The 12,211-nt window shown below is 39.6% G+C and carries 11 protein-coding genes; 3 read left to right on the top strand and 8 right to left on the bottom strand.

The features are described from left to right. Positions 1-47: 47 nt before the first annotated feature. Positions 48-2,150, bottom strand: coding sequence for a helix-hairpin-helix domain-containing protein (locus GYM62_RS08985; protein ID WP_219959153.1), 2,103 nt, complete (start codon positions 2,148-2,150; stop codon positions 48-50). Beyond that, positions 2,150-2,971, bottom strand: coding sequence for a hypothetical protein (locus GYM62_RS08980; RefSeq protein WP_219959152.1), 822 nt, complete (start codon positions 2,969-2,971; stop codon positions 2,150-2,152). The genes GYM62_RS08985 and GYM62_RS08980 overlap by 1 nt, the downstream gene beginning before the upstream one ends. Before the next feature lie 565 nt (positions 2,972-3,536). On the opposite strand from GYM62_RS08980, the gene GYM62_RS08975 reads away from it, so the two are divergent. Next, a complete protein-coding gene (locus GYM62_RS08975; protein WP_144602881.1) occupies positions 3,537-4,535 on the top strand; it encodes an IS110 family transposase in 999 nt (332 codons plus the stop codon). Between the two features lie 130 nt (positions 4,536-4,665). Here GYM62_RS08975 and GYM62_RS08970 read toward each other — a convergent pair whose 3' ends face one another. Then, positions 4,666-6,072 carry a POTRA domain-containing protein gene (locus GYM62_RS08970; protein ID WP_219959151.1) on the bottom strand — a complete coding sequence of 469 codons (1,407 nt, stop codon included), beginning with the start codon at positions 6,070-6,072 and terminating at the stop codon, positions 4,666-4,668. Positions 6,073-6,179: 107 nt separating this feature from the next. On the opposite strand from GYM62_RS08970, the gene yidD reads away from it, so the two are divergent. Continuing rightward, the gene (gene yidD, locus GYM62_RS08965; RefSeq protein WP_219959150.1) at positions 6,180-6,404 is read left to right on the top strand and encodes a membrane protein insertion efficiency factor YidD; all 225 of its coding nucleotides are present in this window, start codon (positions 6,180-6,182) and stop codon (positions 6,402-6,404) included. Here the strand turns inward: yidD and GYM62_RS08960 are convergent. Genes GYM62_RS08960 through GYM62_RS08940 form a run of 5 tightly spaced genes read right to left on the bottom strand, consistent with a single transcriptional unit; the run spans position 6,401 to position 11,627 of the window. Further along, complete coding sequence (locus tag GYM62_RS08960) at positions 6,401-7,504, bottom strand: prolipoprotein diacylglyceryl transferase (RefSeq protein ID WP_219959149.1); 1,104 nt, start codon at positions 7,502-7,504, stop codon at positions 6,401-6,403. The genes yidD and GYM62_RS08960 overlap by 4 nt on opposite strands. A gap of 13 nt (positions 7,505-7,517) precedes the next feature. Beyond that, the gene (gene nadE / locus GYM62_RS08955; protein ID WP_219959148.1) at positions 7,518-9,356 is read right to left on the bottom strand and encodes an NAD(+) synthase; all 1,839 of its coding nucleotides are present in this window, start codon (positions 9,354-9,356) and stop codon (positions 7,518-7,520) included. A 16-nt stretch (positions 9,357-9,372) separates the two neighbouring features. Continuing rightward, on the bottom strand, positions 9,373-10,113 hold the full coding sequence (gene rnc, locus GYM62_RS08950; RefSeq protein WP_255590645.1) for a ribonuclease III: 741 nt from the start codon (positions 10,111-10,113) through the stop codon (positions 9,373-9,375). A 7-nt stretch (positions 10,114-10,120) separates the two neighbouring features. After that, on the bottom strand, positions 10,121-11,371 hold the full coding sequence (gene fabF / locus GYM62_RS08945; protein WP_219959147.1) for a beta-ketoacyl-ACP synthase II: 1,251 nt from the start codon (positions 11,369-11,371) through the stop codon (positions 10,121-10,123). A gap of 19 nt (positions 11,372-11,390) precedes the next feature. Continuing rightward, a complete protein-coding gene (locus tag GYM62_RS08940; protein WP_024282156.1) occupies positions 11,391-11,627 on the bottom strand; it encodes an acyl carrier protein in 237 nt (78 codons plus the stop codon). A gap of 152 nt (positions 11,628-11,779) precedes the next feature. On the opposite strand from GYM62_RS08940, the gene GYM62_RS08935 reads away from it, so the two are divergent. Next, positions 11,780-12,208, top strand: a complete 429-nt coding sequence (locus GYM62_RS08935; protein ID WP_219959146.1) for an IPExxxVDY family protein — start codon at positions 11,780-11,782, stop codon at positions 12,206-12,208. The last annotated feature ends 3 nt before the right edge of the window (positions 12,209-12,211 follow it).

Below are 12,211 nucleotides of genomic sequence, written 5' to 3'. Positions count from 1 at the left end.
CTCAAATTATCAAAAAAGCATGGCTTCTTTCAGCCATTGATGGAAAATTACCTGTGAAATAAATACCGGATCAAAAAACTACTTTCGGTAAGTGTAGATCCTTCAATAGTTTGGAGTCCAGAGCCTATTCTTTCTCGGTCAGTATAGCTTGTTCGTGCTATTCTTAAATACAGTCTAATTTGGGAGTTTACTGTATACTCGCTTACTAAATAACTTCGCTGTCCCTGTCCGAAAAAGGCTGGAATTGAAAATGTCCAAAGCACATTATTTTCAAATGCAAACAACCTGCTATCATAATCATCAGTGTCAAAAAGCGAATAGCGGGCAGTAAATTTCCATCTGTTTTTATCCCATTTCAAATCCTGAAGAATAAGAAAGCCCTTGCTCTTGAGACCATCCATCTGTACTTGTGACCAAAGAATGCGAGAACGAATAAATACCTCCTTACTTATTTGATACTCAAGGCTCAAGATGCCATTCGATCTTTTGATAGGCAGTACAAGATAAGGGAGATTAGGCTCTCCGGAGTCAGATGCATTTCTATCTTTTTGTTCCTCCCGGAATTGAATAAATGCCGTAAGTGTCCGAGTGGGTCTATAAGTAATTCTTGCAAGCCACTCATGACCTGCTGAAGGCGCGTACACTCTGTATTTCAGCCAAGGAAATTTGAATAAATCATAATAAGCATTGATTTTCCACACTTTGTTGGGACGAAATTCCAAACCTAAATAAGTTCCACGCTCATTAATAGGCCTGGTATTTTCGGAAAAGGCATTGCCATAAAAGCTGTGGAAGTTTCGATCGTAATTTCTCCATAAAAAAGAAAAGTCCAAACGATTGCTCAGGCTGCTGATAAATCCTAAGACCGAACCGTTTCCACCTGAACTGGAATAGGCAGTCTCTCCAAAAAGGAAAAAATTTCTCCAATTGTAATTGAGATAGACGCTTCCTACTTGATTGCTTTTTCCGGCAAACTCAAATTGATTGTAGGGTCTGGGATCTCGTCTCCATTCATTATCGAAGGAGGTATGTAAGAAGTTGACTCCGGAGTTCAGTCTTTTACTAGGCACTTTCAATTGGATGTTTCCTCCTAAGCTGAGCTCTTTAAATTGATTTTTTGTAGAAAGCTCGCTTGGGGTGCGATGAAGGCCACTTTGATTGAAAGAACTGATCCTGAATTCCTCCCGATTTAAACTGTCGAGTGATTCTGCCAATCTTCCGTCTTTGGGAGCAAAGGATCCAATGAAGCTGAATTCCCAGTTCTTATAATTATAGGTAGATCCTATTCCCCTGAAAAATCCAAACTCTAAAGCTGCAGTGTATGGGATTATGCCTACTGAACTTCTTCTTACTGTAGGCACAGTCTCTGCTCCTTTACCCAGGGAATATCCGGCGCCAAATACCAATCCCTGCCCAAATGAAGCCTGAAAATCTCCAAGGGAAATGGTTTTCCACTTTCCCACTTGATATCTGGTTAAATGAAAAGAAAGAAAATTGAAGCCATATCGGGCGGTTTTGGGATCCCAAGTGAATTTTTCACCAGGGTCTTTATCCAATGTCATCCCCATGCTAAAATCTTTGGCATGCTGAATTCTCCATCGTAAATAAATATCATTAGGGTCTCCCAAATAGCGAGTGCTTATTCTTCCTGTTGAGCTGGTATCAGGGGCTGTAAATCCTCTCCTGGTCTCCCAAACTCGGCGAGTTCTGAAAATCAGATAGGCTTGTTCTTCTTCAGAGACCCTTTTCCAAAAGGATTTTTCCCGCTTGATAGAAGGATTCAAGGTCAGAAAAGGAAGCAATGACTCTATGGTTGCCTGATCAAATCCCGGTATTGCCTGTAATTCATAAAGTGATAAAAATGGCCCCATTTCAGCTCTGTATTGGAGAAATTCATTGATTTGAAGAGGGTTAAGCAGAAATGTGGACTGTAAGGTTTCCATATCTGCTTTGTTGATATCAATGGGGTTTTGGTAAAGCTGAAAAAGTACCTCATAAATACTCTCATAATCTAAATCATCGTCTTGGACTGGGAATAATCGTTCGATTAATTCATCTAAGTTGAAATTGGCTCGTGGAGGAGCCTGTCCATAAACTGGATTAGTCAAAATGAAAGACAACAACACTATAGAAAATCCAAATGCCCGCATTAGTCTCTCAGTTGATACCCCAAACTAAGGTGATGCGTACTTCCTAAGGCAGAATTTTGCCCATAAGAATAATCAAATTGAAATTTGCCGGGTAAAACTCCCAAACCGAAAAATAAGCGTGAGGGGTTTGTGTTTACTCCTGATCGTAGGACCAAGAATTCTTGAAGCGTGTAGGCAATTCCAAGCTTAGTAATTGGCTGTATTTGAATATCCTTTTCCACTTCAAAAAATAAACTTAAGCTTTCCAAGGGTCTGTATTCCAATCCCATCTGAACCGCTGTCGGAAGGCGACTTTTGCTGTCCTGACTGATTTTTCCCCGATTGATATTGCTGATATGAGCCCCTAGAAATAGGTTGGGGGATAGTTCTGCAACTCCGCCCAAACTAATCAGTAAGCTACCTGCTGAGCCAAAATTCTCAATTTGTGTTTGAAACCACTCGGCTTTGATTCCAATACTGGCAATTCCCAAGGTATTGGAATACCCCAGGTTGAATGTTTGCTGATTGAATAATTTACCTCCAAACCGGCTAATCCCAATTCCAAAAGTACCCTTTGGAGATCGAAATGCTCCGGCGAGGTTCAAGGTTGTGAGTTCCTTTAAACCATATCTGTGATCAAAGCCAACTCCAAGGATTTCTGAACTTGAAATTCTATCCAGAGCGCCCACATTGTTGAAAATGGACCAAACGTTAGAATGATGAACTCGAATGTTTCCCAAAGCTTGATTGCTCGCTCCATGCACTTGGGTCAAGGGATCCATTTGCGCAAAAGTCAGTTGAATCGAACCGAAAAAAAAGAAGAAAAAAAATCCCTTTCTCATAGGATTGAAATTATTGTTTAAAAGTTCTGCCAGAATTCAGACAGCTATTTTCCTTTTCTTAAAGCGTGAGCTAAACCCCTTTCTTTCAGGCCAGGATTTAAAAATGGTTTACTCAAAACGCTGTGATAGAGAAAGAAAAATCTAATGATAAGTTAGTTATAAAAATTCTAACTTTTACGTTTGAATCAGGAAATTCTTTTTTTTTTAATCTGATTATCCGTAATCATGCCAGTTGCCTTATTTTCCTTGCTTGACAGATTGGAAGACCCCTGCCTGCCGGCAGGCAGGGATGACCGAAGACCCAGCCACGGCCTTTAGGTTTGCAAAGTAGAATTATTTGAGAAAATCAGAGCTAATATCTTTACGATTATTAAGTGACTCAGATATTGAATAAATTGAAAAAGAATGGGGTGAACTTTCGCCACGGCTAGGCTAGCGACCTCTTGCCAGTATCAGTCCCCATTCTTAGTTGAGTTGCCAGTAACCAGTTAGAATTTTAGGCTTTAGGCCTGTTAAAGGTTTTAGTTTCCGCAACTCTCATTTGTTAAACTTCAATGTCTAAATTATGAAATTCAAATCAATTATTGGAGTCGATGTAAGTAAATCTACACTTGATGCCTATCTGAAGATCAACCAATGCCACGCAGTCTTTGAAAATAATGAGAAAGGTTACCAGGAGCTGGTGGAATGGGTAATGGAAAACTCTGGGTTAATACTCGCAGAAGAACTGCTTTTCGGATTTGAATCCACTGGGATTTATTCTTCAGAACTTGCTTTGTTTCTTGAAAAGCACTCCCTACCATTTTATATCATCTCAGGACTTGAATTAAAGCGATCCTTGGGAATAAGAAGAGGTAAGTCAGACAAGGCAGACTCTAAAGACATAGCTGAATATCTTTATGAAAAGCAGGAGAAGATTATCCCCACTGTTCCTCCCAAAAAGGTCATCCAGGATCTCAAAAAGCTGTTTAATTACAGAGAGCGACTTGTAAAAGACAGAGCAGCTTACATCACCCGTATCAAAGAATATGAAGCTGTAGTTTCAGAAAACAAATTAAAAGTCTATCAAAAATCCAATACCGAAGTAATCGCTTGTTTAGATAAACAGATCGAAACCGTAGAGAAAGAAATAGACAAACTTTTACGCAAAGATGAACTGTTAATGAACCAATATAAGCTGATTAACTCTATCAAGGGCATAGGCCCACAGACAGCTGTTGCACTTATCGTCTTAACAGAAGGGTTTACCCTATTCGATAGCTGGAGAAAGTTTGCCAGTTATGCAGGAACAGCACCGTTTCCCAACCAGTCAGGTACATCCTATCGAGGGAGAACCAAAACCAGTCCGCTGGCGAATAAGAGAATTAAAACACTGCTGACATTATGTGCAGGCACAGCCATCCAATACAGCACTGAGATGAAGACCTATTACAAGAGAAGAACCGGTGAAGGGAAAAGCAAAATGAGCACACTTAATATTATCAGAAATAAACTTATTGCAAGGGCTTTTGCTGTTGTCAACCGAAATTCCAGCTATGTAGACATATTAAAATATGCCGCATGAAAAAAAACTGAAAATCTTCTTGCTTAAACCTTAGAATACTGGCAGGCGAAGCTTCCGGATTCTGTTCCTTTCAGCAGACAATAATCCGTATTTTTGTCAATACTGGTAAGAAAGCGGATATCCATATTTTTTAAAAAGGAGCCTTAAAGTTTAAAAAGAAATTGGCGCCTCCGTTGTTGTTAAATGAGTATTCAAACCTCAAAACTGCATCATAAAATCCTACCATGTCTATACCTAATCCGTAACCAAAAAGGTATCGATTGGTCAATAAGGCATTTTCAGGGATATTGTTTCTATCTTTTACATATCCATGATCAAAATTGGCACTGAGATAAAATGTAAAAGGAATAGTACTGAATTGTTCGAGAGGTACAACGCTTGAGATATCATATTCCCAATCGATAAACTTCCATCTAAAGCTATTCTTATGCACGTAGAGTTGCTGTCCCTCAATTACATTGAGTTCATATCCACGAATGAAGTTAGGGTTGTAACCGATACCCCTAACCAGAGTATAAGGTTGTGATTGACTGAGAAACCAGTTGGCCGTTAACCCACTCGCAAAATGAAATTTCTCATTTAGCTTCCAATATCGATTCATGGTCAAATTCACCTCAATCTCGTCCAGATTTTCTGTTCTAAAAATCCCGTATTTGGTTGCCGAAACCTGCAATAATTCCCCATCCGTGGCGTAAGCTACATTATCCCTTTTATCATGTCTAAAGGTGTACGTGGCGTATAAATATTTAAGAGAATTAGAGTTATGCTGGAAATAATTCGGGTTTTGTAAAAGAACTTCGGGGTCTATTCTGGTATTATTATAACCCAAATTGAAGAAGTGAAAATTGTAGAAAGTCCTTCTGTAGGTGTATCTAAGGGCTAATCCAAAGTTTTTTCTCAAAACATCTTCTTGCTCATTGGAGAAGAAGACTTGTTTATTGTTGCTGGATCTGAGTGGAATAGTTTTCTGCTCAAAAAATGTTACCTGAGCTGCAATCCCGTGCTTTTGTTTTTTATCAATATATGGTTTGCTGTAAAGCACATCCAATGCTCTGGTAAAACCCAGCTGGCCGGCAAAGCGAAGCTTTTCATTTCTTCCTCCTACATTGGCATGAGATAAACGTAGCCCAAAATTAACTCTAGAGAAGTCCCGGTTTTGGTTGGTCCACCATTCTGAGAAGTTTCTATCCGCCAACTCAAAAATCAAAGAGGGTAGGATATACCACCTTTCTTTGACGGCTATGAGAACTTCCACTTCGTTATTCCCGCTCATTAAAGGCGTAATTTCAACAGAGGTAAATAGCCTCAAATTGTAGATTTTCTTTTGGTCAGCCTGAATAATTTCTAAAAAAGTATTCCAGTCATAATAATAGTCGGTAGTAAAGTCCAACTCCCTTAAAATGATATTCTTTTGAGTCTTTTCATTTCCAATAATGAAAATATTATTGACCTTCACTGAGTCGGGATAACCGTTAATATACTCTACCATAGGGGCCAAAGAGGTGTCCTGAGCAAAGATTTTATCCGGCTTGAGCATTAGCCATGTAAGGCTAAGAAAAAGAATATGTGAAATTTTAAGTTTCAAAAGGAATTCAGAATCAATACTTTTGGTTAAAATAAGCGAGCTCTCCAAACGCTTGAACCATGCTCAAAGACGCCATCAGAAAGATTGCCATTTTCCCTGTTTTGGTATATCAATACACCATTTCTCCTTTATTTCCTGCAAGCTGTAGATTTACCCCGTCATGCAGTCAATATACCAAAGAGGCCATTTTAAAACATGGACCACTCAAAGGAGGATGGATGGGGATCAAGCGCATATCCAGATGCCATCCCTGGGGAGGACATGGGCATGATCCTGTACCTTAATTTTCTTTCGCAGGAATACCTTTTTTCAAAGCTCTCAAAACGAGGAGTACACCTGCAATCACAAGAGGAATACTCAAGATTTGCCCCATGTTGAATTGCATGCTCTCTTCAAATTCCACTTGGTTCTCTTTGAAAAACTCCCAGACGAATCGCATTCCAAAAACTGAAATCAAGAATAAACCAAGGAGCAAACCTTCAGGAACCCGCTCCTTATATTTTATCCAAATGCTTAATAAAATTAAGAAAATGATAAAGTAAGAAATGGATTCATAAATCTGGGTTGGGTGCTTGGCTCGGCCAAATGTTTTGACTGTGGCCACATATTGGTTAGACTCCTCAGTCAAAGTTAGATTTAGTGGAGTTTCCACTTCTTCTGCCAAATACTTTTTGGAGGAATTAAACTGGGTCAATGCGTATTTGATATCACTTCTTAAAGTAGACTCCAAGGTTTCCTTAGTGAAGTTCCCCTTGTTGATTACAATGTCAATATTCACAGGAACAATACCATTTCCAGTTAGCTCATTTTGTCTATTCTCAGGTTTATAAGCATCAATAGATTCTATAGGAACCCGCAAACTTTCCAAAACCTCCTCGGTATCTCTCATATACACAATGCCGGTGTCCGTTCCTGTGTCTTTACCCCCGATTTCAGAGTTCATTAAATTTCCGAAGCGAATCAAGGCTCCTGTCATGGCGGTTACAATGACTATTCGATCAACCACCCAAAGGTAACTTTGTCCCGGAGTCTTTTTAGCATAAAGCCAAAGCGCAAAAAGGATTGCAATAGCGGCTCCATGGGATGCAAGCCCGCCTTCCCAGACTTTGAGGATGTCTATGGGATTACTTAAGTATTTTTCTGGTTCATAAAACAGCACATGCCCCAATCGAGCGCCAATGATTGTTGCCAGCACCATGTAAATGGTCAACTTATCTACCAATGCTTCATTATGTCCTTCTTTTTTGAAGAAATAAACCATGAATTGTTGGGAGATAATAAAGCCCAAAGCAAACAAAAGGCTGTACCATCGAAGTCTTTCAAATCCTGCAAATACAGCTGGATTGGGGTCCCACACTACATAATTTAAGATAAAAGAGAGCATAAATTAGGTTTGGTCAAAGTTGATCTAATTGTTCTAATTCTTCTTTGTATCCCCCTGATAAAATTGGAAATCTGTACCAAGTTTTGGGGTCTACATTGAATTGGTCCAAATGAAAGGAGGGAGCCAATCGCTCTCTTTTCCATTGGTTTCTGGACCAAAGTTGAAAGAATTTTTTAATATATCCCTTCAAAATCTGATCTTCTATCTGTATCTCTTCTTTTAAAATAAGAAATACATCCATAGGTGATCTTCTGTCTCTGATTGCGAGTTTTTCTATTTCTACAATTAGCGAGTAAGGCATCAAATCTTTTTCATCAGTTTGAGTCCTTTCAGCCGGCCTTAATTCAGCTGAAGGCTGCAGGGAATTCACTAAAGCTAATCCTGGCCTGTTGAGATTTTTTTCTGCCCAGCGCAACCAATGAATTATAAAATATTTATCTACCGCTGCAATAGGGGAGATACTTCCGCTGGTATCACCGTCCATGGTAGTATAACCTACGTCTCCTTCACTTCTATTGGATGTAGCGAGCAGCAAAGCATTATTAATATTTGCCAGCATCCAAATAATTGGAGATCGGGTTCTAGCCTGAATATTCTGCAAGGTGATATCATCCTCTGCCCAAGTCAGTTTCCTGCCTATAGCATCTTCAATTTTCTGGGTATAAGTGCCGACCTCTTCATCAATGGTCCAATGATAAAAGGTTGCGCCTAGGCTTTCAGCCAATTCTTTAGCACTTTTAAAAGTGTCAACCGATGAATTTTTAGTGCCCTGATAAGCGGTAGTGAGAAGTTGATTTACCAACTCTTTTTCAGCAGAAGCTAAATTTTGAGGGATTGGAAAAGAGATTTTTTTGCAGAAGTTTTCTAGCCCTAATTCTTGAATTCCTCTTCTGACCATTTCTGCGACTAAAACCGCAACGGTGGAGGAATCAGCGCCTCCGGATAGGGAAAGTACAAATCCTCTGCTTTTGCTTTTTCTTAAATAATCGAAGAGGCCTAAACTGGCGGCTTGAACAAATTCTTCCTCCTTGCTTAAGATTCTTGCAATCTCTTGAACTTCTTCTTTGATTTCAAAAGTCAAAACTTGAAAATCTTGGTAGGATAGGAGTTGATTTCTATACAAAACCTTGCCTGATTTAGCCAGCATAGTCTCTCCGTCGAATATCATTCGACCAGCTTCATTTCCAAGTAAGTTGACATAGCAGTAATAGCAGTCAAATTCCTTGGAGCTAAATTCTATCAATTCTTTCCGCTCCAGGGTTTTTCCCATGGCGAAATGACTAGCACTTGGATTGAATATTAAATCTACTTTTCGTTCGCAAAGTCTGTAGCCGGGACGAATTGGCCCTCTCCAGGCATCTTCACAAATCTCAAAGCCATAGTGAATGTTTTTGTGATGGAAAGTAATATCTCCATAAGGGATTTTTTCACCGAAGAAATCCAGGTCGATAATCTCATGAGCTTTCCAAGGGGTAAACCAGCGAAATTCGTAATGAACTCCGTCTATGGCCATATACTGCTTTGCCACAAAACCTTTCAGTTTCCCGTCCTCCACAATAGCCATCGTATTGTAAACCTTATTTTCAATTCTCACAGGAAGCCCAATGGCAATAGTGATTCCCTTGCAATGGGGCAATAAGGTTTTGAGTTGATCCAGAGCTTTGATAGGAAACCAATAACTTAAAAATAAATCCTCGGATCCATAACCGGTGATGGCCAGCTCTGGGAAACAAAGAAGTTCTACCTTCTTTTCTCTAGCTTCATTGATTGCAGATATAATTCTTTGGAGGTTGCCAGACCAATCCAAAGGTGTTTGATTTAAGGGAGCTGCTCCGATTTTGATTGCAGACATGTGTAATTGATTTGAATCAGGTGGCGATATTCAGTTCTTCACAGGCATTTTTGGAGGCATCTTGTTCGGCTTTCTTTTTGGTGCTTCCTTTTCCCTGAGCTACACTTTTGCCTTCTACTTCCAGCCCCACAATAAATTCTTTGAATCGCTGATTGCCGTGTACTTGCAATACTTTAAACTCTAGCTGTTTGTTTTCTTTTTGCGACCATTCAATGATTTTACTCTTATAATTGGTGGTCGTGGCGATCATTCCTTCCAAGTCAAAGTGGAGGAGGATTCTTTTAAGAATAAATCGCTTGGTAAAATGATAGCCCCGATCCAAATAGGTGGCTCCGATGAAAGCTTCCAGCATATCTCCATAAAGAGATTTATTTCCTGTAAAGTTTCTTTCTCCTATTTCCTGATCCAGGACATTTCTGAGCCCAATTTTAATTCCCGTTTCATTCAGACTTTCCCGATTTACCAGTTTGGAACGGGTTTCCGTCAAAAAGCCCTCATCTCTGTAGGGATATTTTTGGAAAAGATGCTCAGCGATCACAGCACCTAGCACTGCATCTCCCAAAAACTCCAGTCTTTCATTGGAAATCCTGAATCCTTTGGAAGTTTCCTCTCCCAATCCGGCAGGAGTCAATGCGAGTCGGTAGATAGAAATATTAAAAGGCTTGCTCCCGGTCATTAATTTGACCGAGGCAGCAAGCCTTTTGTCTTTATTGTTGAGAAAGAGAAGATGTACTCCGAGTTTCTGAAAGAGTTTCAAACCCTGATCAGTTATATTTTTTGAAAATGACAGAACAGTTGTGTCCACCAAATCCAAATGTATTACTCAGCGCATAATTCACTTCTCTTTGCTGCGCCTTATTGAAAGTTAGGTTCAATCCCGGGTCAAATGTTTCATCATCCGTAAAATGGTTGATGGTAGGAGGGATCAAACTATGCTTGATAGCAAAGATAGATGCGATAGCTTCGATAGCACCAGCTGCACCTAAAAGGTGGCCTGTCATGGACTTTGTACTACTGATATTGAGTTTATAAGCATGCTCTCCAAAAACTTTTTGGATCGCTTTAGTCTCGCTTACATCTCCCAACGGAGTAGATGTTCCATGTACATTGATATAATCAATATCCTCAGGCTTTAAGTTGGCGTCATCCAAGGCTGATTCCATCACTGAACGAGCTCCCAAGCCTTCTGGATGTGGAGCGGTAATGTGATTAGCGTCTGCGGACATTCCTCCGCCTACAATTTCAGCATAGATTTTAGCACCTCTAGCTTTGGCATGTTCGTATTCTTCTAGAATCAATGCGCCAGCTCCTTCACCTAATACAAAGCCATCTCTGTCTTTGTCGAAAGGTCTGGAGGCTGTTTCAGGAGAATCATTTCTCTGAGACAGGGCTTTCATAGCATTGAATCCACCTATACCGGCTTCGGTAACTGCTGCTTCAGATCCACCAGAGATAAAGATATCTGCTTTTCCTAATCTGATGTAGTTAAAAGCATCGATTAGGGCGTTGGTTGCAGAAGCACAAGCCGAAACAGTTACAAAGTTTGGTCCTCTAAATCCATATTTAATGGAAATAAAACCTGCACTTATATCAGCGATCATTTTAGGGATAAAGAAAGGATTGAACCTTGGAGTTCCGTCACCTTTTGCAAAATCGGTCACTTCATCCTGGAAGGTTTTTAATCCACCTATTCCTGAGCCCCAAATGACTCCCGCTCTGGATTTGTCAATTTTTTCAAGATCTAATCCCGAATCTGCCATTGCCTCATCTGCAGTGATCATTGCATATTGAGTAAAGGGATCCATTTTTCTGGCTTCCTTTCTGTCAATAAATTGATCTAGATCGAGGTTTTTGATTTCGCAGGCAAACTGGGTTTTGAAAAGTGAAGCGTCAAACTTGGTGATTGGTGCAGCACCACTTACGCCCGTAGACAAAGCCTTCCAAAATTCTTCGGAAGTATTGCCTATGGGTGTAAGGGCACCAATACCAGTTACAACAACTCTTTTTAAATTCATGGACTGAATTTATTGGTTATTATTTTACGTTAGCCTCAAGGTAGGAAACAGCCTGTCCCACCGTGCCGATTTGCTCAGCCTGATCATCTGGGATAGAGATGTTGAATTCTTTCTCGAATTCCATAATCAATTCTACAGTGTCTAGAGAGTCAGCTCCCAAGTCATTGGTAAAGCTTGCTTCCATAGTCACTTCAGACTCTTCTACGCCCAGTTTGTCAACGATGATGGCTTTTACTTTTTGTGCAATTTCAGACATTTTGTGATCAGTTTAGTTAATAACACTCCGCAAAGAAATATATTTAAAAGCTAATTGGCAAAGAAATGATTCAAGTAAATTTTTAAGCTTTGGGGCTTTTCGTTGAGTTGAATTTTTATTTCTACCTTTGTTTTGCTCCATTTTCTTCCCAAATGAAGAAGGTAAAATTACAGATTGAACATACGTACGACTTTGAGGTTTTGGGCCTTGTATCCCCTGTAAAGGACTACAAGATGGCTTGGCTTATCAATCGTCAACTGGATTTAGACCTCATCAAATGGGAGGATCTTGAGATTGAGTTTCTTTCAGATCCACAACTGAAAATTAGTCAATATTTCCTTTCTTTACCCCATGGATTTGTTCAACTTTTGAAAAATAAAGCGATCAATTCACAAAATCAGGTCTCTTACCTGATACCTGAACTAAAAACCATGGACTATTTCCTTTTGGTCCAAGATCAGACCTTTCAAATAAGTATTAATACATTTGCGAATAAACTTGCTGAAATTCCCTTCATTCAAAACGTAATGAAACTGGATATTACCAAGCTAAAATCTAGAGAAAACCTATTAACTTATTAAAAA

The organism is Algoriphagus sp. NBT04N3 (assembly GCF_019443765.1).
Lineage (GTDB): Bacteria > Bacteroidota > Bacteroidia > Cytophagales > Cyclobacteriaceae > Algoriphagus > Algoriphagus ornithinivorans.
This window is presented reverse-complemented; position numbering and strand designations above follow the sequence as displayed.

What these genes read in the sequence shown, in the direction of transcription:
- GYM62_RS08985 (WP_219959153.1), bottom strand. Translation starts at nt 2,150, where the DNA reads ATGCGGGCATTTGGATTTTCTATAGTGTTGTTGTCTTTCATTTTGACT.
- GYM62_RS08980 (WP_219959152.1), bottom strand. Translation starts at nt 2,971, where the DNA reads ATGAGAAAGGGATTTTTTTTCTTCTTTTTTTTCGGTTCGATTCAACTG.
- GYM62_RS08975 (WP_144602881.1), top strand. Translation starts at nt 3,537, where the DNA reads ATGAAATTCAAATCAATTATTGGAGTCGATGTAAGTAAATCTACACTT.
- GYM62_RS08970 (WP_219959151.1), bottom strand. Translation starts at nt 6,072, where the DNA reads ATGCTCAAGCCGGATAAAATCTTTGCTCAGGACACCTCTTTGGCCCCT.
- yidD (WP_219959150.1), top strand. Translation starts at nt 6,180, where the DNA reads ATGCTCAAAGACGCCATCAGAAAGATTGCCATTTTCCCTGTTTTGGTA.
- GYM62_RS08960 (WP_219959149.1), bottom strand. Translation starts at nt 7,504, where the DNA reads ATGCTCTCTTTTATCTTAAATTATGTAGTGTGGGACCCCAATCCAGCT.
- nadE (WP_219959148.1), bottom strand. Translation starts at nt 9,356, where the DNA reads ATGTCTGCAATCAAAATCGGAGCAGCTCCCTTAAATCAAACACCTTTG.
- fabF (WP_219959147.1), bottom strand. Translation starts at nt 11,371, where the DNA reads ATGAATTTAAAAAGAGTTGTTGTAACTGGTATTGGTGCCCTTACACCC.
- GYM62_RS08940 (WP_024282156.1), bottom strand. Translation starts at nt 11,627, where the DNA reads ATGTCTGAAATTGCACAAAAAGTAAAAGCCATCATCGTTGACAAACTG.
- GYM62_RS08935 (WP_219959146.1), top strand. Translation starts at nt 11,780, where the DNA reads ATGAAGAAGGTAAAATTACAGATTGAACATACGTACGACTTTGAGGTT.